Origin of the sequence: Pseudomonas sp. NPDC088429 (genome assembly GCF_044753305.1) — a bacterium.
Lineage (GTDB): Bacteria > Pseudomonadota > Gammaproteobacteria > Pseudomonadales > Pseudomonadaceae > Aquipseudomonas > Aquipseudomonas rustica.
Genome location: NZ_JBIVMX010000021.1, coordinates 55,312 through 81,889 on the forward strand (window position 1 = coordinate 55,312; position 26,578 = coordinate 81,889).

Consider the following 26,578-nt stretch of genomic DNA (forward strand, 5'->3'; position numbering starts at 1 on the left):
AATGACACAGCAAGACGAAAATTACACCGCATGGTTGGTGAGTCAATCCATGCTTCAGGCCGCCAAGGACAGGGCAAGGCTCTACTCCGGGCAAGGTCGGTTGTGGGCCCATCCATATGCCGAGGGCCGCCCTAGAGACGCAAGCGCTATTGCCTCTGTTTGGCTTACCGTCTATCCCGAGTCAATCATCGTTCCTGAAGGGGGCACGGTGCTTGGTGCGCTTGGTAACGATCAGCTTTGGCGGAGTCTCTCCGAAATCGGCGTTCAAGGCATTCACACTGGCCCTCTCAAGCGTGCAGGGGGTATCAAAGGTCGTCAGTTGACTCCAAGTGTCGATGGCAATTTCGACCGAATCAGCTTTGAGATAGATCCTCGCTATGGCAGTGAGGAACAGCTCATTCAAGTCAGTCGCGTTGCAGCTGCTCACAATGCTGTGACGATAGATGACTCGATTCCTTCGCACACCGGAAAGGGGGCTGACTTTCGGCTAGCTGAAATGGCCTACGGAGATTACCCAGGGATCTACCATATGGTGGAAATTCGTGAAGAAGACTGGGGGCTTTTGCCTGACGTCCCTAAGGGGCGCGATGCCGTGAATCTTACGCCCGCACTTTGCGATGAGCTTAAGGAGCGGCATTACATTGTTGGGCAATTGCAGCGAGTTATTTTTTTCGAGCCAGGCGTCAAGGAGACTGATTGGAGCGCGACTCCTCCCGTAAAAGGCGTTGATGGCAAGGTACGGCGCTGGGTCTATCTGCATTATTTCAAGGAGGGTCAGCCGTCATTGAATTGGTTAGATCCATCGTTCTCAGCCCAGCAATTGATCATTGGCGATGCCCTTCACGCAATCGATGTGTTGGGGGCGAGAGGGCTCCGACTCGACGCTAACGGTTTTCTAGGCGTTGAGCGCCGAGCTAATGATACGGCTTGGTCAGAAAGCCATCCTTTATCCGTCACCGGCAACCAATTGCTTGGAGGCATGATTCGAAAGGCTGGCGGTTTTAGTTTTCAAGAACTGAATCTGACGCTGGATGACATTGCCAATATGTCTAAAGGTGGTGCGGATTTATCGTATGACTTCATCACCCGACCCGCGTATCAACATGCGTTACTGACTGGAAACACTGAGTTTTTGCGATTAATGCTTCACCAGATGCACGATTTTAAAATCGATCCCGCATCACTTATCCATGCGCTTCAAAATCACGACGAGCTAACCCTTGAGCTTGTGCATTTTTGGACGCTCCATGCCCATGATATGTACCTCTACAAAGGGCAGACCTTTCCTGGAAACATCCTGCGAGAACACATTCGCGAAGAAATGTACGAGCGTCTCGCGGGGGAGCATGCACCCTACAATCTAAAGTTCGTCACGAATGGTGTTTCATGCACAACGGCAAGCATCATCACCGCTGCGTTAGGCATCCGTGATCTCGCCTTGATTACTGAAGTTGAAATCGATCTGATTCAAAAGATTCACCTTCTATTGGTCATGTACAACGCAATGCAGCCAGGCATCGTTGCTGTATCCGGATGGGATCTGGTGGGGGCCTTGCCGCTCGAAGCGGAACAGGTGCTGCATTTGATGCAAGACGGTGACACACGCTGGATTCATCGGGGTGGCTACGATTTGGTCGACCTGAATCCTGAGGCTGAGTTGTCTGCAGAAGGAATGCCGCGCGCCCGATCCCTATACGGCAGCCTCATTGATCAGCTTCAACGCCCAGAATCGTTCGCGTCCATGGTAAAAAAGATATTGGCAATCAGGCAGGCATACTCGATCGCCAGCAGCCGCCAGATTCTCATTCCTGACGTGGAAAACCCCTCACTCTTGTTGATGGTGCATGAGCTGCCAGCAGGGAAGGGTATTCAGGTTACGGCGTTGAATTTCGGCTCAGAACCTATCACCGAAGATGTCCATTTGCCCGGTATCAGCCCAGGGGTGGTAGTCGACATGATCAATGAGCGGGTGGAGGGCGACCTGACAGAGGCCGGACAGATGAGAATTAATCTTGACGGCTACGAAGGGCTTTCGCTGCGAATCGTAAACAGTACTCCGTCAATGTAATCCTTTGCAGAAAACGTTACCAAATTTCGCACAAATTGACTGCAGTAACACTTCTATGGCTAGCATTTTGGTGCGGTTTGGGTAGAGCTGCACCGTCTAAACGGCGCCCGACGCGATAGTTTTCTGCAGCTCTCTAATCAGGCATGCCATTTGCTTGTTAGGTTTCAACAGATGCAGAAAGCTGTGATGATCTTCCCGGGACGATTATTTTTGTTATTCTGTGCTTCAGTTTGTAAACGATTACAGCGGCGATGGCCGCGGTGAACCTACCTCCAGGTGAAAACATGCGTGATATCAATGGGCGTAACATCTCCAATCTCTATGACTACATCGTCATCGGCTCCGGATCCGCTGGCAGTGTTATAGCAGGCCGCCTTTCGGAGGATCAGGGGCGATCCGTTTTGATGCTGGAGGCTGGGCCATCAGACAAGAGCATCTTCATCCAAATGCCAGCTGCCTTGGGCTTTCCTTTGATGAATGACCGGTTCAACTGGTACATCCACTCAGAGCCGGAAAAGGAGTTGGATGGCCGCACAATCTACGAGGCTCGTGGGCGGGTATTGGGTGGTTCGTCTTCTATCAATGGTATGAACTGGGTTCGTGGTAATCCATGGGACTACGACAACTGGGCAGCTATGGGTCTGAAAGGCTGGAGCTACGACGAGTGTCTGCCGTATTTCCGCAAGGCTGAAACGTTCGACCAGGGCGGCAATGACTATCGTGGCGACTCTGGCCCGATGCACATCCAAACGTGCGCAGCGAACAATCCGCTCTATAAGGCATTTATTGAGGCAGGGGTGCAGGCTGGCTATCCATACATGCAGGATCACAACGCGTATCGCCAGGAAGGTGTTCACATCACTCAACGGAACGTGCACAAAGGTATCCGGTGGAGCACCTCGCAAGCGTACATTCACCCGAACAAACATCGCGAAAACCTGCATGTCTGTGACAAAGCCCAAGTCACCCGAATCGACTTTGTAGGCAAGCGTGCAGTAGCGGTTAGATTCCAGCGCGACGGGAAATCCGAAGTCATAACAGTCAATAAAGAAGTGATTTTGTGTGCAGGGGCTATCCACTCGCCACACCTTTTGATGCTGTCCGGCATCGGCAATGCCGAGCACTTGGCTGAGTTCGGCATTAAGTGTGTTGCAGATCTTCCTGGTGTAGGGGAGGGCATGAAGGATCACATCGCTGCTCCCGTTCAGTACCGAGCAACTCAAAACGTTTCGATCGCCAAGCAGCTCACTCCTATCGGAAAGTTCAAGTTGGGTGCGATGTGGACACTGTTCAAAAAGGGGCTCGGTGCTACTAACTTCTTCGAGGTCGGTGCGTTCATCCGCACTAACGACGATATCAAGGTGCCGAATGTGCAGTTCGAATTCATCCCTATGCTGGGTGAGTTCCAACACGGTAGCGTAAAGCTGGAGAACGGCTTTCAATACTTTTTCAGCCTAATGCGTCCTACCAGTACAGGCCGCGTATGGCTGGGTTCGGCGGATCCCCTCGCAGCGCCGAAATTCAATTTCAACTTCCTTTCGACCCAAGAAGATCGCGATGACGCTGTCGCCGCGGTCAAGGCTATTCGACATGTTGTATCTCAGCCTGCATGGGATCCGTACCGTGGAGAGGAAGTCACGCCTGGCCCATCGGTTCAGACAGACGAAGAAATTCTTCAGGCCTTGCGTGGTCTTGCCGGCACCAACTATCACCCGTCGTGTACCTGCCGTATGGGGACAGATGAGATGAGTGTTGTTGATGCTCGAGCACGAGTGCATGGCATTGAAAACCTTCGAGTCGTTGATGCTTCGATCATGCCGGAGATTGTGAGCGGTAACCTCAATGCTCCAGTGATCATGATGGCGGAAAAGATTGCTGACGATATTCGTGGAGTCGCTCCCCTTACCAAAGCAAAAGCCAAGTATTACTCGCCGGCGTGAGATGGCAGGGCTTTGCCGCGAAATCAAACCAATGATGCTTAGCGATACTTGAAGGAATCGGACAATGAAATTGCAAGACAAAGTTGCACTCATCACAGGTGCTGGTGCAGGAATTGGTGAGGCTACTGCCAAATTGTTTGTGAGTGAGGGGGCGAAGGTTATCGTCGCCGATCGCAACATCGAGCAAGCTTTGGCCGTGGCAGACGCGCTGGGTAGCCAAGCATTTGCTGTACAGGCGGATGTTTCTGACGCTGCTCAAGTTAAGACAATGGTTGAAAAAGCAGTCGCCCATTTCGGTGGTATCGACATCCTCGTCAACAATGCTGGCTTCGGTACCCTGGGTACGGTGGTCACCGTGGATGAAGAAACTTGGGATCAGATAATCGACGTCAATCTCAAGGGAGTATTCCTATGCTCGAAATACGTCATTCCTGAAATTATCCGGCGTGGGGGTGGAGCTGTCGTGAATTTGGCATCCACAATCTCTGTAGTTGGCATCAAGGATCGAGCGGCTTACGTCGCTGCTAAGGGTGGCGTAGCCGCATTAACGCGCGCAATGGCATTGGATCACGCTCTCGAAGGCGTTCGCGTTAATAGCGTGGCTCCAGGCGTGATTGCATCCAGTTACTACGACAAGATGTTTGAAACCGTTGAGGATCCAGTAGCGTTCAAAAAGGGGCTGGCGGCGCGTTCCCCTTTGAACAAAATGGGTGAGCCAATTGATATCGCAAACGTGATTCTGTTCTTGGCTTCCCAGGACTCAAGTTTTGCGACGGGTGCCATGTTCACTGTGGACGGCGGCTACACCGCCTGGTAAGGACATGTCGATGATTGATGAACTGCGCGAGTATCAATTCACTGCCCAGGCTTGGGAAAAATATTGGGATCTCTTTGAGAGCCTTTGCTTGCCTATCCGCGGTGATGAATACGGCAAACTGCAGGGGATGTGGCAGGAGCGGGTCGGGGACAAAGTCACCTTTCGGCATATCTGGCGCTACGACTCCCTGGATGAGCGTGCTCGTTTGAGGGGAGAGTTGATCAAAGTCGATGCGTGGCGGGAATCTTTTCTACCCCAGGCTGCCCCACAAGTAAGTAAGCAGTTCTTGCAGGTTCTAACGCCCAAGCTTGAGAGAGATCTCGACAGCTTGGCTCCCGTGCGCTATCTGCACATTTATCGCTGTCCAACTGGTAAGGCGGCTACTGTGATTCGACAAATCAGCACCGCTATTGCTCAGGAGCGTGTCCAGGTGTGCGGTTTGTGGGCAACAGAGTTTTCTGATCCCAATCAAGTGGTTGTGATGGGGCCAAGCGCCGAGGCGCCTCCGGTCGACATCCAAACCTCATTGGTTATTGAAACTCGAACCCTCAAGCCTTTGGGTATCCAGGCCGTTTAACGCTAGCGCGGTACCGCTCGACCCTAAACAGCTTTATTTTTTTTAATTCGCTTGTAAACGTATACAGCGCTCCAATTCAGAGGAACATCTAATGACTTTCAGAAAATACACCCACTGGATCAATGGCGCCGAATGCGCTCCAAACGGCCAGGAATTCATCGAACGCGTATCGCCTGCCCATGGCGGTCTCATTGCAAGCTTTGCTAGCGGCAACGAGAAAGATGTCGACGTCGCAGTTGATCACGCATTCAAGCTACATCAGTCCGGCGCATGGTCGTCAGTACCAGGTTCTGAGCGCGCAAAACTGTTAAACAAATTGGCTGATCTGATTGAGCGTGACGCCGATCGTCTGGCGTTGATCGAAGCTGAAGAGGTGGGTAAACCGATCTCCTATGCAAAGGGAGAGGTCTTGTGGTCGGTTGAGTTGACCCGATTCGCTGCGTCGCTCGCATGGCAGATCAAAGGTGAAGCCTACAACCATTTGGGTGATGACAAGCTGGGCTTGGTTACCCGAGAAGCTCGTGGCGTGGTCGGGCTGATCGTGCCTTGGAACTTCCCTATGGTTTGCCTCTTCCAGAAGCTTCCTTACGCCCTCGCTGCGGGTTGCCCAGTAGTCATCAAGCCGTCCGAGCTGACCTCCGGTACTGCACTGGAGGTTGCCAAACTGGCAGCTGAAGCAGGCTTCCCAGCAAGTCTGATCAACATTGTGACTGGACGCGGTTCTATCGTTGGCGAACGCATGACTCGTCATCCTAACGTTTCCATGATTTCGTTCACCGGCTCGACTGGTGTAGGTAAACAACTCGCTGCAACAGCTGCTTCCGACCTTACCCGTGTTGCGCTAGAGCTGGGCGGCAAGGCTGCGAATGTCGTCTTCGCGGACGCTGACCTTGACGCTGCTTTGGATGGCGTTCTTTTTGGTGTCATTCTCAACCAAGGCGAGGAGTGCGTTGCCGGCACTCGCCTTCTCATCGAAGAGTCAGTGGCACAAGACTTCGTTGCCAAGCTAGTTGAGCGAGCCAACAAAGTTGTTGTGGGCATGCCACTGGATGAGCGGACTCAGATTGGCGCTCTCATCCATGCCCAGCACCTGGAAAGTGTTTTGAACTACATTGAGATTGGTAAGCAGGAAGGCGCCAATCTGGTTTGTGGTGGTAATCGTTTGACTGATGGCGGTTTGGACGCTGGATACTTTGTCGGCCCAACTATTTTCACTGACGTTGAGCGTCATCACCGTATTTTCCGTGAAGAAATTTTCGGCCCAGTGCTGACCGTCACTACCTTCAAAACTCTGGAAGAGGCGGTCGAGCTGGCCAACGACACCGAGTACGGCCTGGGTAATGGCCTCTGGACGAAAGACATCGATAAGGCCTTGAAGGTCTCGCAAAAGCTGCAGAGCGGGACAGTTTTCGTGAATACCTACCTAGAAACGTCACCACAGCTGCCTTTCGGTGGTTACAAGCAGAGTGGTTATGGGCGTGAGAATGGCGTTGATGGACTTAACGAATTCCTTGAAGTGAAGTCGACCTTCATCAAGATGGGAGCTCGTTCGCCGCTCTTAGCTAACACCGTCGGCTGATTTTTTTATCAGCAGTGCGTGAAGACGTGCTGTTGAGCACATCAGCTAGATTGCTTCTCACTAACTCAGAAAGTGACTTATGAAATTCAATCGAATGATCAATGTTGTGGGTGCTCACGTTGGTGGAGAGCACAATAACGTCGTTACAGGCGGTGTCTTGAACGTGCCTGGTAAAACGATGTTCGACAAGATGAAATATCTGCAAGAGCAGGGCGATGATCTGCGTAAGTTCCTGCTTCAAGAGCCGCGGGGATCAGTGACCCAATGCATGAATTTGGTACTGCCTTCCTCGCATCCGGAAGCTGATGCTGGTTTCGTCATTATGGAATCAGAGTTCTACCCCCCAATGTCGGGCAGTAACACGATTTGTACGGTGACTGCTCTTTTGGAAACCGGCATGATTCCAATGGTTGAGCCGGTCACCCGCTTGACCTTGGAAGCACCTGGTGGCCTCGTTCGTGTTGAAGCTCGCTGCCAAGACGGTAAATGTTTGAGTGTTAAGTTTTCCAACGTGCCTTGCTTTGTGTTCGCTTTAGACAAGTACATCGAGGTACCGGATTTAGGAACTATCAAAGTCGACGTGGCATATGGCGGGATGATTTACGTCTTAGCAGATGCGCGATCGCTTGGTTTTGATATCACACCTGACGAGGCGGCGACTCTAGTTAGTGTAGGTGAAGCGATCAAGGCGGCTGCCGCAGAGCAGATTCCAGCGGTTCACCCCGAAGAGCCAGAGATCCACACCATCAATCAGACGCTGTTCGCAGGGCCGATGCATGATGATCCGATGGGTAAACGTTCGCGAAACGGAGTGATTGTTTCACCAGGTCGTCTTGATCGCTCTCCCTGTGGTACGGGCACTAGCGCACGCCTGGCTGTCATGCATGCACGAGGACAAATCAAACCCGGTGAAAAGTTTATTCACGAGTCTATTCTGAGCACTGAATTTGTAGGTGAAATCGTTGAAACGCTAACCATCGGCGACCGTCCAGGCATTCGACCGACAATCAGTGGTCAAGCGTTCCTTACCGGCTTCCACCAGTATGTTCTTGATCCAAACGATCCATTTCCGACTGGGTACACCCTCAGCGATACCTGGCGTAAAAATAACTGATTCGCCCCTGGTGCCCGGTCGCAATGACCGGGCGTCAACCATCTCATACTTCCTGCCAGACTTTTCAACACAGTTGATGTCCTTACCCCAAAGGTGCAGCAGATCAATGTCTGTCGTGCGGGGCATCTGTACGTCTGTGTTGCTTGAAAAGGATTTTAGTCATGAATGTCCAAAGCGACCTTTCCGTAACTACACGCCAAATACCATCGCTACGCGGTATGCAGATCACCACAATGACGATGCTGATCTTCGCTGGCCTCATCAACAATCTCGATCGTAGCGCTCTTTCAATAGCGAACCCTTTGATCAGTCAAGAGCTTCAAATCAGTGCTGCCGGCATGGGCGTATTGATGTCAGCATTCTCACTGGTCTACGCCTTTTCCCAGCTACCGATAGGCATCATTCTTGACCGATTGGGAGCGCGCTTGGTTCTTGGGTGGGGACTTATCATTTGGTCTTCGGCGCAAGTGTTTTGTGGATTGGCAAACAGTTTCAGTCATCTCTTCATTGGCCGTGCGGTGCTCGGAGCAGGTGAGTCTCCACATTATCCCGCTAGCGCAAAAGCTGTCAGTGAATGGTTCGCCGCGGAAAAGCGTGGTGGGCCAACAAGTCTCTTTTTGATCGCGGGAACGATTGCACCAGCCATGGCGCCACCGCTGCTGACTCTCCTGATGCTGAGCCTAGGGTGGCGTTGGATGTTCGTCGTGCTTGGTGTAATAGGCATTCTTTTAGGTCTTGCTTGGCTCGCCTTTTATCGGAACCGTGCTGACTTTGATCAAGCGGTAGCAGAAAGCGATGCGCTGGTAATCGTGAAGGAAAAGATCTCTTTACGAGAGTGGGGTAGCCTCTTTCGCCAGCGTAATACCTGGGCGATGATCTTCGGATCGGCTGGAGTCATCTACATGATCTGGTTGTACATGTCTTGGCTGCCAGTCTATTTGCAGAATGAACGCCACGTGAGTATCGCCCTGACGGGTTGGTTGGCAGCTATTCCCTATGCGTTAGGCACTTTGGGTCAACTCAGCTGCGGGATGCTCATCGATTTGCTAGTACGTCGAGGATGGTCAATTTCGGCGAGTCGGAAGCTGCCAATTTGTGGCGGTCTGTTCGGCGCCGGCATTGCGACTTTGTGCGCTGTGTTCGCTCCGACAACAACGGGAGCGTTGATTTCAATTTCTGCTTCCATGTTCTTCATCTATTTCGCAAATGTTGGCACTTGGGCTTGGTCAGTGTGATGGTCGATACGCGCTTTGTCGCGACAATGGGCAGCTTGCTGACTTTTGGTGGATATCTTGGTGGATCGGCGGCACCTGTAATCACTGGCATCCTGGTCGATCAAACACATTCCTTTTCCTTGGCCCTCAGCATCAGCGCTCTTTTGGCGTTCGTCGCGGCGCTGATCTATTTGTTCGGAATTAAGCTAAATCACACCATTAAGAAATAGGTTTTCCATGGGCGCTCAAAGGACAGCGTGGAGCGTTTTGCGTCTGAGCACCTCGGCTATAAGCTCAAGGTGGACTGCTGTCTCGAAGAAGCTATAGCCGCGTTGAAGAGAACTCATACCGGAGCAGATGAATGAGGCGCGCAAGCATTGGTGGTCATACCTTGCGGCGCCTCGCGCTCACTACATCAAACTTTAAAATTGCCCATTAGCATCTGCTGCTGGTTCGCCAGCTCATTTAATGTCTGACTAACACTTGCAGACTCACGTGCCTGCTCTGCAAGTAACTCGGTCACGTCTCGGATTGCGGACACGTTCCGGTTGACCTCCTCGGAGACAGCACTTTGTTCTTCGGCTGCGCTCGCGATCTGTATCGTCATATCGTTTATCACTTCAATACTTTGGCTTACTCGTGCGAGCGCAATCACAGCCTTTAGCGCATGCTCAGCACTTGAGTCAGCTTGGCGGTGCTGTGACTCCATCGCATTGACCACGCCTCGTGTGCCGTTCTGTAGATTTTCTATGACACCCTGAATTTCACTCACTGAGTCTTGTGTTCGCTTGGCCAAGTGACGAACTTCGTCAGCCACTACCGCGAAGCCACGACCGGTTTCGCCTGCGCGTGCCGCTTCGATCGCAGCATTGAGTGCCAGTAAATTCGTCTGCTCTGCGATGGAGCGAATAACGTCAAGGACACTGCCAATTTTCTCGCTGTTATCGGAGAGTTGATGAACCTCTTTCATCGCATTTCCCATATTTTTCGCCAGCGATTGGATTGAACCTGTTGTGGCTTCAATAATTTCTTTGCATGACTGAGTAGCACCGTCGCCATCGCGCGCGGCCCCGGCAGCCATTGAGGCATTCTTTGCGACATCTTGCGAAGTGGCGCTCATCTCGTGAGCCGCGGTGGCGACTTGTTCGACCTCTCGAAGCTGTTGCTGCATACCAGTACTGGTTTCATTTGCAACTGCTGCCGCTTGGGTGGCGGTACTACGGGTTTCTCCCGCGGCTTTACTCACTTGGGCAATGATGGGTTGAAGCTTGTCTAGAAAGGCGTTGAACCAGCCAACCAACTCTCCCATTTCGTCGCGTCGCTCAAAATCAAGGCGACGCGTGAGGTCGCCCTCACCATTTGCGATGTTTTCAAGCATGGAAGAAACTCGAATAATCGGTTTGCTGATGCTCGCGGCGAGCAACCACATCAGAGTGAGACCTGCTATTGCGACCGAGCTTCCAATGATGATTTGTTTGCCAATGCCTTCAGCATTAAATTGCTGAAGCGTTTGCTGTAGCTCCTGCGCCGGTGCCATTAGAGTCGCTTCCGGGACACTGATGATGACTTGCCAGGGTGATGCGCCCTGTACAGGTGAAAACGGGACAGCGATCATCAGTTCACCATCACTGATATTTTCTGTCACCGACGAACCATCTTTACGAGCCTGCTCTATTGTGGTCGTTGTTCGTACAGGTTCGACTGTCTTCAAGGCTTTACCTAAAGCATCTGCGGCATTGCTTTTTCCTGCAATGATCCCTGAGGCGCTGACAAAGGTCACTTGGGATTGACCCTCATAGAGGTTCGAGCTGGCTTGGATTGCCAGGCTTTGAAGGCTCTCTAGTGTTAGGTCAATACTAATGACCCCTATAATCTGCCCTTTATCAATCATCGGCATGGCGATGCTCGACATCAGCGTCGGCACGCCATTGAGAGGGTAGGTGTAGGGTTCAATTACACACGTTTTTTGCGTCTTTTTCGGGCAGTTAAACCAGAGTTTCGTCGCATCACCGTCATCGACAAGGTCAGCTTCTGGAATCGTGAAGTTTTCCTTTGACGAAGCAAATGCGGCAAATCGGCCGACTTCGTTCCCCGCATGATCTGGCGCGTTGATCGCAGCACGGTCAGCGTTATCCAGCTTGTCCTTATCAAAAGCCACAGCGATGCCGAGGATTTCCGGAGTAGCGTTTACCTGTGCTTGCATCAACTGAAATAGGTGAGTGCGCAGCACATTACCAGCTAGGCCATCCTTCATTGCTTGGTCGCGCATTTCGACGATTTGACTTGCGACTGTTCGAGTAAAGACGTTTCCGCTCACGAACCGCTCTTGGATGACATCGGCCTGTTGTTTTGCTGCGGCGTTCAGGTATCGAAGGGCGCCATCCTTCAGTGAGCGCGTTCCTGATTCATCAACCAAATATGACGTTTGCCTTATGTGATCAATGGAAAAAAATACCAAACCAATGATCACGCCAAGAAGGCAGAAACCGGAAACCAAGATGATTTTTGTTTTTATTGCTAGGTGAGAGAAGTGCATGAAAGCGCCTCGCATAAGGGAGTAATCTCTTAATCGGCAAAGTAAACGATTACATTAGGGTGGTGGTCTTGATTTTACGAGGCGATGTATGGCTGAAAAAATCGAGTTCAGAAGGTTGACATGAAAACTCGTAAACGATTACATTCTGTTTGTCAGCGATATCTTCCAGTTTTTACCGAGGGCTGGAAGGGTCAAGGCAATTTGCTTCACGGTAAATTTTTCGGCTCTGAATGTAATTTTTACAGTCAGGTGCCAGCTCAAGGCACGGTTTGGTCACCCGCTTTGGTGCAAAGTTGTAATCCTTCGTTAGGGATTTTGTTTCATGTTTTGACCCGCTGATTTCAGCGGGTATTTTTTCTTTGTTGCTGCTCTTCCTCACCCGCTTTCACACCGGCGGGTTTTTTTTTGTTAACAAAAGGGTCAGTCATGGGACGTTGGGTTGCGATGTCGGAGGGCGGGGGAAGTGATTTTTCGGGTTACCTCTGTGTACCTCCCTCTGGCAGAGGCCCAGGCCTTCTGCTAATCCAGGAAATCTGGGGCGTAAATGCCCATATTCGTGCGATGGCAGATGCCTATGCTGCCGAAGGTTTTGTGGTGCTCGCCCCAGATGTCTTTTGGCGTCAACAAGCCCGTATTGACCTGACCTATGACGATGCAGGTATTGAGCTGGCCTATAAGCACTACAACGCGCTGGATATGGATCAGGCGTGCGATGACCTTGGTCGAGCTGTCGAATATCTGAAAGGTTGTGAGTTCGTCGAGGGTAGACTCGGTGTGCTGGGCTATTGCTTGGGTGGCACCTTGGCCTACTCCCTGGCAGCTAACGAACACTTGAGTGCCGGTGTCAGTTATTACGGCAGCGGGATTGGTGGGATGCTAAACAAAACTCCGCGGATGGCTTTTCCTTTCCTTTTTCATTTCGCCGGAGACGACCACCTCATCGCGATGGGGGAAGTCACTAGGCTTAAGCCTCTTCTCAGTGCTACCGGTGATGCTACTTTTCGTATTTATGAGGGGCAACGCCATGGCTTTAATTGTGTGGAGCGAGATAGCTATTCGATGAGAGCAGCGTTGCTGGCTAAGGCCGGCACGCTCCGGTTTCTTGCTCAACACCTGGTGCGCTGAGTCATGCGTGGCTGCTCAGCGCTTGATGCAAATTCTACAGCGTCCCGGCAGAGCGCCGCGCTTCTGGTATGCATGGCAGCACTCTTTCTTGCCATCCATGACGCAATGGCCAGGCACCTAATCGCCACGCTCCCTGTAGTGATGCTGATATGGGTTCGTTATTTTTTGCAGGCGGTCTTGATGTCCGCTTGGGGATGGGCTCGATCAGGCCCTGCAGTATTCAGTACGCGGCACCAAGGATTGCATTTTTTAAGAGCTCAGTGCCTTGTGGCGTTGAGTGTTTGCTTTATTGTCGGATTGAAGTACGTCCCTCTCGCAGAGGCTACGGCGTTGAATTTTTTATCGCCTCTGTTCGTGCTTGTAATTAGCAGGCTTGTATTGCGTGAGTCAGTCGTGTTTTCTCAGTGGGCAGCTGTTGCTGCGGGCCTGGTTGGCGTGCTGATGATCGTAAGGCCAGGAGGGGAGCTATTTGTCCCTGCGGCCTTATTGCCTTGCTCTGCAGCTTTCTTCTTGAGCATCTATCAGTTGGTGACACGAGCGGCATCAAGGTTTGATTCGCCGGCGACATCCACTATATGGCTCGGCATTTTTGCTTTCTTGATCGCAAGCTTAGCTCTTCCACTTTTTTGGGTGACCCCGACGCTCGATGATTTGTCCTGGATGCTTCCTATGGGGTTGGCGGGCACAATTGCCCATTGGCTACTGGCTTCTGCATATCAATCTGCAAGTCCCTCATTTCTTGCGCCGTTCAGCTATATCCAAATCGTTTTCTCGGTTTTTTTGGGCTTCGTTCTGTACTCGACCTTTCCTTCGTTTGTTGCGCTAGGTGGGGTTTTATTGATCTCGATCAGCGGATTGATTGCAATCAAACGTTATAAATAACGGGCTTTCGAAAGAAACGAAGGCGAATCCACAGTCCTCGGCAGATAAGGTGCGCTGGTTGTTCTGACCAATGGCGTGAAAATCGCTTGCGAATTGGCTAGTAAACGATTACAAATAAAGCACCTTCATATGTTGTGGTTATCCGTATGAGCTCGAGGTTAGGGAATCGCAATGCTTGGTAGGTTCCATGGATCGCTGGTTTATTCGGGGTATACCTTGTCGTAAGGCGGCTGATAGCGGATGTACGTAGTTTTTTGTCTTGAAATGTAAACGATTACGAGCCTTGAAAACCAAGTATTGACAGGCTCGCCCAACAAGCTTGACGGAGGTTTTTGTGACTAATACAGCAATCGATTCGAACGAACCCGCAGAAGCTAAAGGGACTCTGGTCTACGTCACTCGTGAGACCGAAGTCAGCTACTGGCAGCCGAAGCCTGCAAACGGCTATGTCTCTGTGGCGGTTTCACCTCAGTTGTTCAAGATGAACCGTAACTTCTCCGTGGGTACGCAAATGCTGCCTCCTGGCGGTCGTGTTCGTGAACATGCGCATGCGGCTAACGAAGAAGTCTTGCACTTCGTATCTGGCACCGGCACCGCAGTTGTCGATGGCAAGGTGTACAAGCTTGAACCAGGCGTGACCCTGTTCTTGGGTGAACACAACTCTCACACGTTCAGCAATGACGGCGAAGTAGATCTGCACTGGGTATGGTTCATGAATCCAAGTGGCTTGGAGACTTTCTTCCGTGATGTTGGTCGCCCTCGTCAGCACGGTGAGCCTGCTCCGGAGCCATTTGAGCGGCCAGCAAATATCGAGCAAATTGAGTCCACCGGTATTTTTGCCTACACCAAAAACTGAGATTGATGACATGGCAGAAAAGATCTACGCCCAGGAGAGGGGGTCGGGTATCCCTGTAGTTTTGATCTCAGGATTGGGCGGGCTGGCCGAGTTTTGGCAGCCAGTTGTCGATCAACTCAAAGACGACTACCGGGTGATTACGTTCGATCACCCCGGAGTAGGTCGAAGCGAAATTGAAGGGTCGCCAAACATTCTGGGCATCAGGAACGCCTTGCGCAGATTGTTAAATGAAAAGGGCGTTGAGTCGGCTCACATAGTGGGGCACTCTACCGGTTCATTAGTCGCACAAAGCATGGCGCTGGATCACCCCGAGCGGGTAAAGAGCATCGTGCTGAGTTGTGGCTGGGCTATGCCTGACAAGCGTTTCAAGGACTTTTTTGCCTATCGTCAGTATCTGCTAACCAAGCTGGGGGGCGGGGCTTACAACGCGCTCACTCGCTTGGTTGCTTATCCATCGCAATGGTATGGCGACAATTTCGCAATCGATGATCCGCTCGATTTTGAAGAGGTTTCATCGGTAGATATCGAGATGACTTATGCACGCATGGAGATGCTTCTGAACTTCAGTCGTCGCGATGAGTTGTCGTCTCTCAATCTGCCTGTGTGGGTCATTGGCGCTCAAGATGACTACATCATTCCTTTTCATCATTCACAGGAACTGGCCAGCCTCATTCCTGGTTCCAGCCTTGTTGAGCTGAGTGGTGGTCATTTTCCACCGGTTACACGCACCAAATATTACACCGCACTGCTTCGTCAATTCTGGGAGTCCATAGCATGAGCACTAACAAAATCAGCCGCGTCGGGATCATCGGACTTGGGGCAATTGGTAAACGCGTCCTGAATGCCTTGCAAACCCAGCACCTTCCACTGGCGTCCTACGCTGCAATTGATCATGCCCCTCATACTGACGACTTCGTCAAAGAGCATAAGCTGGAGCTTTTCACTGAAGCCCAGCAACTGATCGATTGGAAGCCAGACCTGGTTATCGAGTGTGCAGGTCACGGTGCGGTCGTTCATGCAGTTCCTGTGTTCCTTAGTGCAGGTATTGACGTGGTAATCGCTTCTATCGGCGCACTCGCTGACAAGTCGTTGGCTGCAGATCTTGAGCAAGCAGCGGAATCAGGTGGTGCACGATTGATCCTCGTCTCTGGTGCGATCGGTGGCTTGGATGCCATGCGCTCTGCTCGAGCTGCTGGCCTGGACGAAGTGTTGTACGTAGGTCGAAAACCACCGCAAGCGTGGGCTGGAACACCTGCCGAAGAAGAGTTCGACCTTGATCAAATCAAGGTGCCAACGACGATCTTCCGTGGTACCGCTGCCCAGGCATCCATTCGTTTTCCAAAAAATGCGAACGTGACGGCTGCTGTTGCTTTGTCAGGTGTTGGTTTCGACGACACACAGGTTGAGTTGATCGCTGATCCGACTGTTGGGAAGAACGTGCACGAGGTTAATGCCAAGGGAGCATTTGGTGAGTTGTCGATTCGACTGATCAATAACCCGCTGCCTGACAATGTGAAGACATCCTGGTTGGCGGCATTGAGTATTGAGGAAGCCGTCAGTAAGCAGCTTCTGACCACCGTCTTCTAGTTTTTGATTGGAAATGTAATCGAATACAAAAAAGGCGATGTTCTTTTTACTTCATTTGAGTGACGGATAAGAGTTTCTTGTTCCTGTCACGGGACTCAAGAACAAAGCTTTTATGGCGAAGGAAAAGTCGGCGCTTGCGCCGCTTTTTCGTCATGGTTTTTTAAAGCCAGAGGTGGTCGATGTGTTTCTATCGATACCTTATCTGACGATCTCAGCCTGAGTCATTGCTCCTCAGCCTCCTAGGGTTTTGCGCTGATTCCATAGCCTATCTCAGCGCAAGGTATGGGCAGTCAAAGCATGACTGAGGGCCAAAGTATTTTGATTTGTTCCTGAGTTTCGTGCGTGATCGAAGCCCGGGTTGGAGACTGTTTTGACAAATTTTTCGCCTGCTACGTATACCGACCTCAGTGTCGAACGTTTGATAAATGAAGCGATTCTTCGCAAAGAGGGCGAGTTGTCCGATACCGGCGCACTGGTTGTTCGTACCGGTCACCGTACCGGCCGTTCACCAGTCGATCGTTTCATCGTTGATGAGTCGAGCACCACGGGCGCCATCGCCTGGGGCCCGATCAACCGCAAGTTCCCGGCCGACAAGTTCGACGCCCTGTGGGCTCGCGTTGAGGCATTCAACAACGCGCAAGAGCATTTCGTTTCCCACGTGCATGTAGGTGCGGCTTCCGAGCACTACTTGGCCGTGAAGATGACCACCCAGACCGCTTGGCAGAACCTGTTCGGTCGTTGCCTGTTCATCAACCCGGCCCAGTACAACCCGGCTGGCCGTGATGAGTGGCAAGTGCTCAACGTGGCCAACTTCGAGTGCGTGCCAGAGCGTGACGGCACCAACTCCGACGGCTGCGTGATCATCAACTTCGCACAGAAGAAAGTGCTGATCGCCGGCATGCGTTACGCCGGTGAAATGAAGAAAGCCATGTTCTCCGTGCAGAACTTCCTGCTGCCGGCCGCTGACGTGCTGCCAATGCATTGCGCCGCCAACATCGGCGAAGAGGGCGACGTGACCCTGTTCTTCGGTCTGTCCGGTACCGGCAAGACCACCCTGTCGGCTGACGAAAGCCGTTACCTGATCGGTGACGACGAACACGGCTGGGGCGAAGGTGTGGTCTTCAACATCGAAGGCGGTTGCTATGCCAAGTGCATCGACCTGTCCGAGAAGAACGAGCCGGTGATCTGGAAAGCCATCAAGCACGGCGCGGTATTGGAAAACGTCGTTATCGATGACGCCAAGCACGCCGACTACACCGATGTCAGCCTGACCCAGAACAGCCGTGCCGCCTACCCGCTGGAGCACGTTGCCAAGCGCTCCGAGAAGAACCTCGGTGGCGAGCCGAACGCGGTGATCTTCCTGACCTGCGACCTGACTGGCGTTCTGCCGCCCGTGTCGATCCTCAACGAAGAACAAGCGGCTTACCACTTCCTGTCCGGCTACACCGCTTTGATCGGTTCGACTGAAATGGGTTCGGGCAGCGGCATCAAGTCGACCTTCTCCACCTGCTTCGGCGCACCGTTCTTCCCGCGTCCGGCTGGCGAATACGCTGAGCTGCTGATCAAGCGCATCCGTGGTTTCGGCTCCAAGGTCTATCTGGTCAACACCGGCTGGACTGGTGGTGGCTACGGCGTCGGCAAACGCTTCAGCATCCCGACCACCCGCGCGGTGATCGCAGCGATCCAGAGCGGCGCGCTGATCGGTACTGAGACCGAGCACCTGGACACCATCAACCTCGACGTGCCAGTGGCCGTACCGGGCGTTGAGACTGGCCTGCTGAACCCACGCAACACCTGGGCTGATAAGCCATCCTACGACGAAGCCGCCATAGCACTGGCCGGCCTGTTCATCGAGAACTTCAAGAAGTTTGATGTCAGCGAGTCAATCAGAGCGGCAGGCCCGGCCTGCGTTAAACCGGAATATTCTGGGAGTTGCGAGTATGTTTAACCATGTTCAAGCCTATGCCGGTGACCCTATTTTGTCCTTGATCGAAGCCTTTGAAAAAGATCCGCGGGCAGACAAGGTCAATCTGAGTATTGGCCTGTATTACGATAATCACGGTGAAATACCTTTACCATCTGCTGCGCGTGAAGCAGAGATGAGTCTCTCCGAGACTGGGCAGCATGCATCTCTGTACCTGCCTATGGAAGGTCTCGCCGAATACCGTGAGGGTGTGCAAGGCTTGCTGTTTGGTATGGGGCATCCCGCGGTCAAATCGAATAGGGTTGCAACTGTACAAACGATTGGGGGCTCCGGCGCTCTCAAGATTGGCGCTGATTTTCTCAATCGCTATTACCCCAATTCACAAGTTTGGGTCAGTGATCCGACCTGGCAAAACCATCATTCAATATTTGCTGGCGCTGGCTTTAGGGTGAATACCTATCCCTACTTTGACGCTGCTTCAGGGGCGGTAAATTTCGCAGCGATGGTTCAAGCTCTGGAACGTCTTCCAGCGCAAAGTATTCTCGTGCTTCATCCTTGCTGTCACAACCCAACGGGTGCTGACCTGACCCCTGATCAATGGGATTTGGTGACGTCGATCGTAAAAGCAAGAGAGTTAATTCCTTTTCTGGATATTGCCTACCAAGGGTTTGGCGTTGGTATGGACGAGGATGCGTATGCCATTAGATCAATGGCTCAAGCAGGTGTCAGTTGCTTGGTCAGCAACTCTTTCTCGAAAATCTTTTCCCTATATGGCGAGCGAGTAGGGGGGCTTTCAGTGGTGTGCCAGGATGAGCCTACAGCTGACAAGGTTCTGGGACAGCTTAAGGCAACGATTCGACAAAACTATTCGAGCCCACCTCGACATGGGGCGCAGATCGTCTCAGCAGTCTTGGCTCAGCCGGAACTCAAAGCGTCCTGGATTGCGGAGGTGGAGATTATGCGTCTGCGCATCGTCGAAATGCGCAAAGCGTTAGTGGCGAGATTGAGTACTGCTTTACCTGATCGAGATTTCAGTTTTTTTCTGACTCAGCAGGGTATGTTTAGCTATACCGGCTTCAACGCCGATCAGGTGATGCGCCTGAAGGTCGAGCGCCGTGTTTACCTTATCGGTAGTGGTCGGATCTGTATGTCTGGATTGAATCCTCAAAATATTGATCAGGTTGCTGAGGCAATGGCCAGGACATATGGCATTCGAGAATGCGCTTGATTGTGTAGATTTGAGGTTGAATATGACCGAGCCCGTTTTTACACGGGCTCGGTCAATTCTATTACTGTAAAAGGCTCCTCCCTCGTCATCCCGTTACCGTCGAGTCTTGGATCGTGTACCAAGGCCTTACCATTTACCTAGTCAGGCGTGCTTCTATCGGAAGCAATTTACCTTGGAGGCTTGCGCCTCAGCATTGGAAGGGCAGGCAATGTTTGATTCGTGCCAGTGGCTTAACGAGCCCAAGATCTGGTCAACCGATGGACGTGAGTTGTCCGTCACGACGGATGCCAATACCGATTTTTGGCGAGGTACCTACTATGGGTTTTTTCGTCATAGCGGCCATTTCTTTGGAGCCAAGGTTATCGGCGATTTCACAGCGCAGATCCGTGTAAAAGGCGATTTCAAAGAGCTATATGACCAAGCTGGGTTGATGGTACTCATCGATGACCAACGCTGGATCAAAGCGGGCGTGGAGGTGAACGATGAAGCAGCCGTGAGCAGCAGCGTATTGACTAATGGCCTATCAGATTGGGCTGTTAGCTCGGCATTGACACGTGGTAATGAGTTTTGGCTCCGCATCACGGTAGCCCAGAGTTCTGTTCGCGTTCAGATTTCTGAGGATTATATTGTTTGGCCGCTTGTGCGGCTCGCGGCGTTCCCGGTTGCAGAGCACTATCTGGTAGGCCCCATGTGCTGCACACCTGAGCGAAGGGGACTGCGCTTGAGCTTCAGTGAGTTCACTGTCGGGCCTGCATTGAAAAAAGAGTTACATGATCTCAGCTGAGAGATGCGGCGACGCCATGAAGCTGCGTCGCCGTTGCTCCCTAGTCAGTGAATCTGATGGGAAAGGAATTGCTGCGTCCGTTCATTTTTGGGTGAATCGATCACCTGCCTTGGTGGGCCAATTTCTGCGATCTTTCCGGCGTCGAAGAATGCTACCCGGCTGGAGACCTCTCGTGCGAAAGCGATTTCATGAGTGACCAGCACCATCGTCATCCCTTCGGTCGAGAGCATCAACAGCGTATCCAGAACCTCACGTACCAGTTGAGGATCCAGCGCTGCAGTGACTTCATCAAAAAGCATGTAGCGGGGTTGCATCGCTAGCGCTCGAGCAATTGCCAAGCGCTGTTGTTGTCCTCCAGAAAGCTGAGTGGGGGACATCGACGCCTTGTCGCCCAAACCTACTTTTTCGAGCTGCGCGTACGCCACTTCCTCTGCGCTTTTTCGTTTCATCTTGCGCACAACTTTGAGAGCCAAGGCGGCATTGTCGAGCACCGAAAGGTGAGGGAAGACATTGTATTGCTGGAACACTATTCCCACGTTTGCTCGCAGCGCATTGAGATCAGTGGCTCGCGAAAAAACATCAACACCATCGACGCAAATATTGCCGTCACTGATGCTTTCCAATCCATTTATGCACTGAAGCAACGTTGATTTTCCAGATCCGCTCGGGCCGATAATGGACACGACTTCACCCTTTTCAACGCTCATGTCGACACCCTTCAAAATGTTCAGGTTGCCGTAGGATTTGTGGACGTTCTTGATTTCGATCATTGACCCAGTCCTTTTTCAACTTTGGCGCCCAGGCGAGCGATGGGATAGCACAGCAGGAAGTAAAAAATACCGACGATGAGTAAGACCAGTAGGGGCTCCTGGGTTCGAGTGACGATGATTTGTGATCCGCGAAGAAGCTCGATGTAGCCAATAACGGCCGCCAATGAAGTGTCTTTGAGCACGCCCAAAACAATACCGATCCAAGAGGCAAATGTGCGTCGAAGCATGATCGGTACCGTTACATTGGCGAACGCTTGGAGATAGCTCATGCCGAGTGAACGTGCTGCCTTCTGCAGGTTTTGAGGTACTGATTCAAATCCTCCTTTGTAGATCTCTGAGCAGAACGAAGCCATGTACAGCGTCAGCACGACAGCACTGCAGTAGAAGGGGCTTAAGGGATAACGAAAGGCGGCAAGAGCCGCGTTCACTACGATCAATTGGATGAGTAGGGGAACGGAGCGAGATACATCCACCAACACGACTATCAGGCTATTTCCGACTCTGGATACCGATCTGAGCCAGCCCATTAAAAATCCCAGTATGGAGCCTAGGACGATTGCCCATAGTGCTAACCAGAGTGTGTGTCCGGCACCCTGGAGAAGGAAGATAAGGTCGTTTGGCTGAAGGCCAGAAAATAGCGGCACACTGTTCATGATTGAACCCTCCTTTTTCCGCCATACAGTCGCGCAGCACCGTAAAGCGCCAAGGTCACGAGTTTGGCCAGAGCGTAGTAGACGATTGCCGTAGCGATGAAAAATTCAAATGAACGGAAAGTTAGAGACTGGGCTGTATAGGTTGCGCCTGTCAGTTCCTGAAGACCCACCACCATACCCAACGAGGTATTGAGAAGGCTCCAGATCAACTGATTGCCTGCGCCAGGAAGAATCAAGGGCACCAATTGTGGAAGGATAATTTGGCTGAATGTTTGCCAGCGGTTCATCCCCAATGCTGCACCCGCCCGATATTGCCGCGGATCCACGCCGTCGATTCCTCCGCGAATAACCTCGGCCAGGTAGCCCGCGGTGTTGAATGTAATGGCTCCTAGCACTGCATAGAAGGAGTTCACATCCACTCCAATGGCACCCAACCCGAAATACGCCATGTAGATCTGGAACAAGCACGGAGTGTTTCGCGCGATCTCAATCCAGGTGACACACACTGCTTTCGCGGATTTGTTACTCGAAGACTTGCCCCATGCCAGCACAAACGCAATCAGAGAACCCAGTACAAATGATAGGAGCGTCAATTGCACAGTCATGATCAGACCGGGCAGTAAATCAGGAAAAGCCCGCCACACCGGCGTCCATTGGAAGTGATAATTCATAGCGTCGCTCCTCGTTCATTAAGGTGCGAGCTTGCGGCTCGCACCCTCTACGTGCTTAAAGCTTGTCTAAGGCAGGAGCGTCTGCCTGGTACCACTTTTTGTAGAGCTCGGAATATCGGCCGGTGACTTGCTGCTGATGCAGGAAAAGGTTTGTGAAGCGAAGGAAGTCGGTGCTATCGCGGGTCACCATCATTCCGACGGTGTCTTTGGGGAAAGGAGCATCGCAGCAAGTATGAAAGGCCTGGAACTGAGGTAGCTTGGTCAACTCAATCGCGGCTTGGACGTTGACGATGAATGCGTCAACTTTTCCTTGGGCCAAGGCCAGGTTCCGGTCGCTATCATTACTGACGGTTAGATACTTGCCCTCTGCATCATTCCATTGCTTAAAGTAAGCTTGGAACAGAGCATCTTCAGCAGCGCCGCGCACACCAGCGACCTTTTTTCCTTTCAGGTCATCAAAGGATTTGATGTTGGAGTCTTTGCGTGAGACTACGACGAAACTATAGGAGGAGTAGGGAGTCGTGAAGGCAACCGTTTTCGCACGTTCTAGTGTGATGGTTGCGCTCGCAATCGAGATGTCTACCTGGCTCGAAAGCAAAGCTGGAATCCGCTGCGGAGACGACGTTTCAACTATCATCGGCTTGACACCAAGAGCCTTGGCCAGATCGAGGCAATACTCAACGTCATAACCAGCTGGGTTGTTTGCAGAATCCCTGAAGCCATTAGGTGGATAATCCAGCATGACCCCACATTTGAGCTCTCCTGAAGAGATCACATCGTCTAGCTTGTCGGCCATTACAGGTGACGCAACGGTCATGATGGCGACCATAGCGGCGGTGATGCTCAATTTCTGACTTGCTTTCATGACTTAGTCCCCGCGTTAGTGTTACTGCTTGTAAACCATTACATTGTAGATAGCAGAACGTGTGCCAGATCTGCTGAAGCAGCGACGCCAGACGGTCAGTTACGGTGTTTAGTCCTGAATTTGTTATCATTATCTCATTGATTTTAAGATGATTTATAGAAGCTAGGTTGTATTTTAGTTTTTTGCGAAAGGGCTAACGGCAACCGACCGCCTTATATTCACGCACTACATTGGTGCGTAGGTGTGTAAACGATTACTGATTTTGACGCTTGAATGGTGAATTCGTAACACCGTCATGTGCGCTGCGCGATGAGAGGAACAGGGCATCACTCATGGCCGCTCCAAGAGATTTGGATGCGCAAGATCTAGGGAGTACTACACACCCAGGATCGTCCGGAGTGGGGGCATAATAGAAGTGCTTTTGTACCTTTCGAACCCGGGCGTTCACGGCAATAGGCAGTCGACATCGATCGTTAGAAAGAACCACGTGCGACCCAGCTGACGACATTTTCCAGCGAGTGACCAGCGCGTTCTCAGGTCAGAAGCTGTGCCCCAATATCTGTCGCTGAGTGATCAAAAACCACCGGGCTAAGCGCGCCTATTATGTATGGCGCACCACTTGGTAATTCCCCGGCCCATTCAAATTTCCAAGAGTGCGGTCTGAACAATGTCGAATCGTCACATTCCCCCACGCTCAGAGCTGCCTGAAAACTTGCGCTGTGCTCAATTTTTTACCGCTGAACCAGCTCTGCAAGAAACTCCGTCAAAGCTGTTTGTCTGTCATCCTCTTCCGATACCAGCATCTCTATCCCCCAATGTCCGAGCACTTCTTCTGCCACTGGATTAGGTCTGTTGGTGAACAGATATGACTTCGGTCGCGCTGGAGCGCGAGCGTGATTGCCCCACATTTTAGTCAAGCGGTAAAAGAGCAATCGAATGTTGAGATCGGAAATGCTGTACCCAATGAACAGCACCGAGTTGCCCAGCACATCGTGGCGCAGCTTGATGTCGAGCGGTGACTCAAAATCGAGCCTTTCGTAGTAGCTGGTTTCATCGAGTACGATTGAGGCATCGTCATCAAAATCGCCGTGGAATTTAACGATTTCGCGACAACCTTCTTGTGCCGTGACCAAGTCCGCCACGCTTGCCACCTTGGTATAAGGAATGCCGTAATAATCGTGAGCAAGCTCAAGCCACCGGTCGTAATTCGTCGTGTAGATCTTCGAGAAATTCCCTTGGGCGATGAGTCGGTGAATTTCTGAGCCTCCGATATCAATGCCCTCTTTATGCCACTCCCTGTCCATCCAGCTTCGAAGCGGCCCCAAGGTGCCTTTTTTTCTGCGATAGAACTCAGCTAGCGCGAGATGGTTGCCATACGATGCAAATATCTCCGGGTCATATCCCAGCTCATTGGCAAGCCTGGAAGTGAGCTGGCTCCATGAAGGAAGTCCGAGATTCGCGGAAACCCCAGCACCTGCGAACAAGACGAGCTTGCCGGTCTGATATGCGTGCCGCAATTGAGCTTTCATGCCATTCCCTTTTCTGACTTAAGGAACTCTGCGAAGGCATCCAATGCTTTGCGCCTCATCGAGATTTCGTTTTTACGCTCGCCCATTTCAGCAAATGTCTCGGTATGCCCATTTGGAATGAACACGCAATCCCACTGAAAATTTCGTGGCCCTGCTGGCGCTGCAGGCACCGTCCCCTGAACCTCACCTGAGAACATGTGAATTTGTCGACCATCACAATACCCAAGAACAGTTTTCGCGGTTACTGAGGCATCACCCAATCCTCGCACCAGGGCCGTGAATTTGTCAGCTTCGAGCTTGTCCCAAAAAATCTGGGTAAGGCCTGCAGGAAGGCCGTTCATTCCCGCGAGGTACAGTCCTGTGTGCTCGACAAACAGAGGTCTTCCAATTATTGAAAACGCCTTTGAAAGCTTGTCACGAACAAGGCGCTCGACGTCCTCCGTTTGAAGCTCCTCAATTTTCTCTTTGACTGCGAGCACCTCAACGCCGGCAGGCTCAAGAATTTTTCGTACCTCTTCGAGCTTGTGCTGGTTGCCTGACAAAAATCTGATCTTCATGACTAACCTCTGATGAGGAGATAATGTTCGCATGCTATAGACACGAATTGGATCGTTGTTTGGTGTCCAGGATCACTCTGCCTTTCGGATCAATTCGGGCGATTGCCGCCAGAAATACAGGGCTCATAGCATTGACGTGCAGATGCAGCCTATGAGAAGAGTAAGTCGTCGCCGAGGCGAATAGCCTTGTGCCGCCTTCTGGCTAAAATCTGCCCATCCCATCAGTGAGAAGGCTGCACATCATGCATCTCACCGCACTCGAAACGCAGTTAAGTTTTCTCAGAGAGCTCGATCGTCTCAAAACAGTCACCCGGCAATCGCCGCTCCTGGATAAAAGCAGGAAGGAAAATTCTGCTGAGCACTCATGGCATTTAGCGATGTATGCCATGGTATTGAATGAGTACGCCAGTGGATCTGTGGATACAAATCGGGTCATACAGATGCTTTTATTGCATGACATCGTCGAAATCGACGTCGGTGATTTTCCCATTCATGACGGGGCGTTGAGCGAACTGCAGACTGAACTGGAATTAAAAGCGGCGGAACGCTTGTTTGGCAAACTGCCAAGTCCGCAATGCGAGGCATTTCTTGATCTGTGGCTAGAGTTCGAGCACGCTCACACAGAGGATGCGAAATTTGCAAAAGCGCTCGACCGTTTCCAGCCTTTACTCGTCAACATTTTCACCGGAGGCGGAACTTGGACAGAGAGCAGTGTCTCATTTGAACAAGTTCTTGCTCGATATGGCCCTGTGATCAAAAGAGGCGCACCACAGCTATGGATGGTGTGTGAGCAATGGATAGCGCAGCATTTTTCCGCGCAGATCGGCGGATAGCTGCAAAGGCGATTTTCTGAAGGACAACAACAGCGCTTGGCAATTGCTCGAGCGCTAGGGTGGGGGACATCGCCGCCTTGTCACCCAAAACTACTTTGAGAGCTGAACGCGCCACGTCCTCTGCATTTTGTCGTTCCATGTTTCGCCGAAAGCTGGCCGTAATGATTGGCGGCAACTGGCTACATCCGGCGAATTACAATCAACAAATGTTGAAACATCGATGTCTCAAAGCCAGTTATAAATCGAGGAAGACATTCATCCATGAGCGTCTTCTGTTATTATGGCCCAAGCATTAGCAGATTGATCAGAGCGATCGCCTAAATCGACGTTGCTACAGAGGTGCTAACTTCGATTAAAGGTGCTGCTCTGATTGTCGGAACACTCGATACTCCTCCTGACGCTCATCCGTGATGTATTCCGGAATCGGGAAGTCCCACCAGCCCGGCACCCAAGGGCCTGCGGCATCGCG

General features: G+C 51.8%; 24 protein-coding genes and 1 pseudogene. 17 read left to right on the top strand and 8 right to left on the bottom strand.

Annotated features, from left to right (window positions below; all coding sequences use genetic code 11):
- Position 1: 1 nt before the first annotated feature.
- The 8 genes from treS to ACIP66_RS13485 all read left to right on the top strand — a co-directional run bounded on the left by treS (position 2) and on the right by ACIP66_RS13485 (position 9,539).
- Positions 2-2,068, top strand: coding sequence for a maltose alpha-D-glucosyltransferase (gene treS, locus ACIP66_RS13450; protein ID WP_400648670.1), 2,067 nt, complete (start codon positions 2-4; stop codon positions 2,066-2,068).
- A gap of 284 nt (positions 2,069-2,352) precedes the next feature.
- Positions 2,353-4,008: a choline dehydrogenase gene (locus tag ACIP66_RS13455; protein ID WP_400648672.1), complete on the top strand. Its 1,656-nt coding sequence runs from the start codon at positions 2,353-2,355 to the stop codon at positions 4,006-4,008.
- 64 nt (positions 4,009-4,072) lie between these two features.
- Positions 4,073-4,825, top strand: coding sequence for an SDR family oxidoreductase (locus ACIP66_RS13460; protein WP_400648674.1), 753 nt, complete (start codon positions 4,073-4,075; stop codon positions 4,823-4,825).
- Between the two features lie 10 nt (positions 4,826-4,835).
- Positions 4,836-5,402 (top strand): NIPSNAP family protein, encoded by a 567-nt coding sequence (locus ACIP66_RS13465; RefSeq protein WP_400648676.1) that lies wholly within the window; start codon positions 4,836-4,838, stop codon positions 5,400-5,402.
- Between the two features lie 91 nt (positions 5,403-5,493).
- Complete coding sequence (locus ACIP66_RS13470; RefSeq protein ID WP_400648678.1) at positions 5,494-6,981, top strand: aldehyde dehydrogenase family protein; 1,488 nt, start codon at positions 5,494-5,496, stop codon at positions 6,979-6,981.
- Positions 6,982-7,060: 79 nt separating this feature from the next.
- Positions 7,061-8,095: a proline racemase family protein gene (locus tag ACIP66_RS13475; protein ID WP_400648679.1), complete on the top strand. Its 1,035-nt coding sequence runs from the start codon at positions 7,061-7,063 to the stop codon at positions 8,093-8,095.
- A 161-nt stretch (positions 8,096-8,256) separates the two neighbouring features.
- On the top strand, positions 8,257-9,330 hold the full coding sequence (locus tag ACIP66_RS13480; RefSeq protein ID WP_400648680.1) for an MFS transporter: 1,074 nt from the start codon (positions 8,257-8,259) through the stop codon (positions 9,328-9,330).
- Complete coding sequence (locus ACIP66_RS13485) at positions 9,330-9,539, top strand: hypothetical protein (protein ID WP_400648682.1); 210 nt, start codon at positions 9,330-9,332, stop codon at positions 9,537-9,539. Before ACIP66_RS13480 ends, ACIP66_RS13485 begins: the two co-directional genes overlap by 1 nt.
- Before the next feature lie 185 nt (positions 9,540-9,724).
- On the opposite strand, the gene ACIP66_RS13490 is transcribed toward ACIP66_RS13485, so the two are convergent.
- Together ACIP66_RS13490 and ACIP66_RS13495 are read right to left on the bottom strand one after the other, a co-directional pair.
- A complete protein-coding gene (locus tag ACIP66_RS13490) occupies positions 9,725-10,618 on the bottom strand; it encodes a methyl-accepting chemotaxis protein (protein ID WP_400648710.1) in 894 nt (297 codons plus the stop codon).
- Between the two features lie 12 nt (positions 10,619-10,630).
- Positions 10,631-11,860: pseudogene (locus ACIP66_RS13495) on the bottom strand (methyl-accepting chemotaxis protein); the annotation flags it as partial.
- 411 nt (positions 11,861-12,271) lie between these two features.
- Here ACIP66_RS13495 and ACIP66_RS13500 point away from each other — a divergent pair.
- From ACIP66_RS13500 to ACIP66_RS13535, 8 genes are all read left to right on the top strand, one after another.
- Entirely contained in the window at positions 12,272-12,970 is a 699-nt protein-coding gene (locus tag ACIP66_RS13500; RefSeq protein WP_400648683.1) for a dienelactone hydrolase family protein, read from the top strand.
- 3 nt (positions 12,971-12,973) lie between these two features.
- On the top strand, positions 12,974-13,852 hold the full coding sequence (locus ACIP66_RS13505) for a DMT family transporter (protein WP_400648684.1): 879 nt from the start codon (positions 12,974-12,976) through the stop codon (positions 13,850-13,852).
- A 334-nt stretch (positions 13,853-14,186) separates the two neighbouring features.
- Positions 14,187-14,708 (top strand): cupin domain-containing protein, encoded by a 522-nt coding sequence (locus ACIP66_RS13510; RefSeq protein ID WP_400648686.1) that lies wholly within the window; start codon positions 14,187-14,189, stop codon positions 14,706-14,708.
- A gap of 10 nt (positions 14,709-14,718) precedes the next feature.
- A complete protein-coding gene (locus ACIP66_RS13515; RefSeq protein ID WP_400648687.1) occupies positions 14,719-15,486 on the top strand; it encodes an alpha/beta fold hydrolase in 768 nt (255 codons plus the stop codon).
- Positions 15,483-16,295 carry an aspartate dehydrogenase gene (locus ACIP66_RS13520; protein WP_400648689.1) on the top strand — a complete coding sequence of 271 codons (813 nt, stop codon included), beginning with the start codon at positions 15,483-15,485 and terminating at the stop codon, positions 16,293-16,295. Before ACIP66_RS13515 ends, ACIP66_RS13520 begins: the two co-directional genes overlap by 4 nt.
- A gap of 370 nt (positions 16,296-16,665) precedes the next feature.
- Positions 16,666-18,243, top strand: coding sequence for a phosphoenolpyruvate carboxykinase (locus ACIP66_RS13525; RefSeq protein WP_400648691.1), 1,578 nt, complete (start codon positions 16,666-16,668; stop codon positions 18,241-18,243).
- Entirely contained in the window at positions 18,236-19,447 is a 1,212-nt protein-coding gene (locus ACIP66_RS13530) for an aromatic amino acid transaminase (protein ID WP_400648693.1), read from the top strand. Before ACIP66_RS13525 ends, ACIP66_RS13530 begins: the two co-directional genes overlap by 8 nt.
- A 208-nt stretch (positions 19,448-19,655) precedes the next feature.
- Entirely contained in the window at positions 19,656-20,231 is a 576-nt protein-coding gene (locus ACIP66_RS13535; protein ID WP_400648695.1) for a DUF1349 domain-containing protein, read from the top strand.
- A gap of 44 nt (positions 20,232-20,275) precedes the next feature.
- On the opposite strand, the gene ACIP66_RS13540 is transcribed toward ACIP66_RS13535, so the two are convergent.
- The 6 genes from ACIP66_RS13540 to ACIP66_RS13565 all read right to left on the bottom strand — a co-directional run bounded on the left by ACIP66_RS13540 (position 20,276) and on the right by ACIP66_RS13565 (position 25,276).
- Entirely contained in the window at positions 20,276-21,001 is a 726-nt protein-coding gene (locus ACIP66_RS13540) for an amino acid ABC transporter ATP-binding protein (protein ID WP_400648696.1), read from the bottom strand.
- Positions 20,998-21,654: an amino acid ABC transporter permease gene (locus ACIP66_RS13545; protein ID WP_400648698.1), complete on the bottom strand. Its 657-nt coding sequence runs from the start codon at positions 21,652-21,654 to the stop codon at positions 20,998-21,000. Before ACIP66_RS13545 ends, ACIP66_RS13540 begins: the two co-directional genes overlap by 4 nt.
- Positions 21,651-22,325 carry an amino acid ABC transporter permease gene (locus ACIP66_RS13550; RefSeq protein WP_400648700.1) on the bottom strand — a complete coding sequence of 225 codons (675 nt, stop codon included), beginning with the start codon at positions 22,323-22,325 and terminating at the stop codon, positions 21,651-21,653. Before ACIP66_RS13550 ends, ACIP66_RS13545 begins: the two co-directional genes overlap by 4 nt.
- 55 nt (positions 22,326-22,380) lie before the next feature.
- Positions 22,381-23,190, bottom strand: coding sequence for a transporter substrate-binding domain-containing protein (locus tag ACIP66_RS13555; RefSeq protein ID WP_400648701.1), 810 nt, complete (start codon positions 23,188-23,190; stop codon positions 22,381-22,383).
- 731 nt (positions 23,191-23,921) lie between these two features.
- Positions 23,922-24,719: an SIR2 family protein gene (locus ACIP66_RS13560; protein ID WP_103395237.1), complete on the bottom strand. Its 798-nt coding sequence runs from the start codon at positions 24,717-24,719 to the stop codon at positions 23,922-23,924.
- Entirely contained in the window at positions 24,716-25,276 is a 561-nt protein-coding gene (locus ACIP66_RS13565; RefSeq protein ID WP_400648703.1) for a non-canonical purine NTP pyrophosphatase, read from the bottom strand. Before ACIP66_RS13565 ends, ACIP66_RS13560 begins: the two co-directional genes overlap by 4 nt.
- Before the next feature lie 242 nt (positions 25,277-25,518).
- Between ACIP66_RS13565 and ACIP66_RS13570 the strand changes: the two genes are divergently transcribed.
- Positions 25,519-26,109, top strand: a complete 591-nt coding sequence (locus ACIP66_RS13570; protein ID WP_400648705.1) for an HD family hydrolase — start codon at positions 25,519-25,521, stop codon at positions 26,107-26,109.
- Positions 26,110-26,578 lie beyond the last annotated feature (469 nt).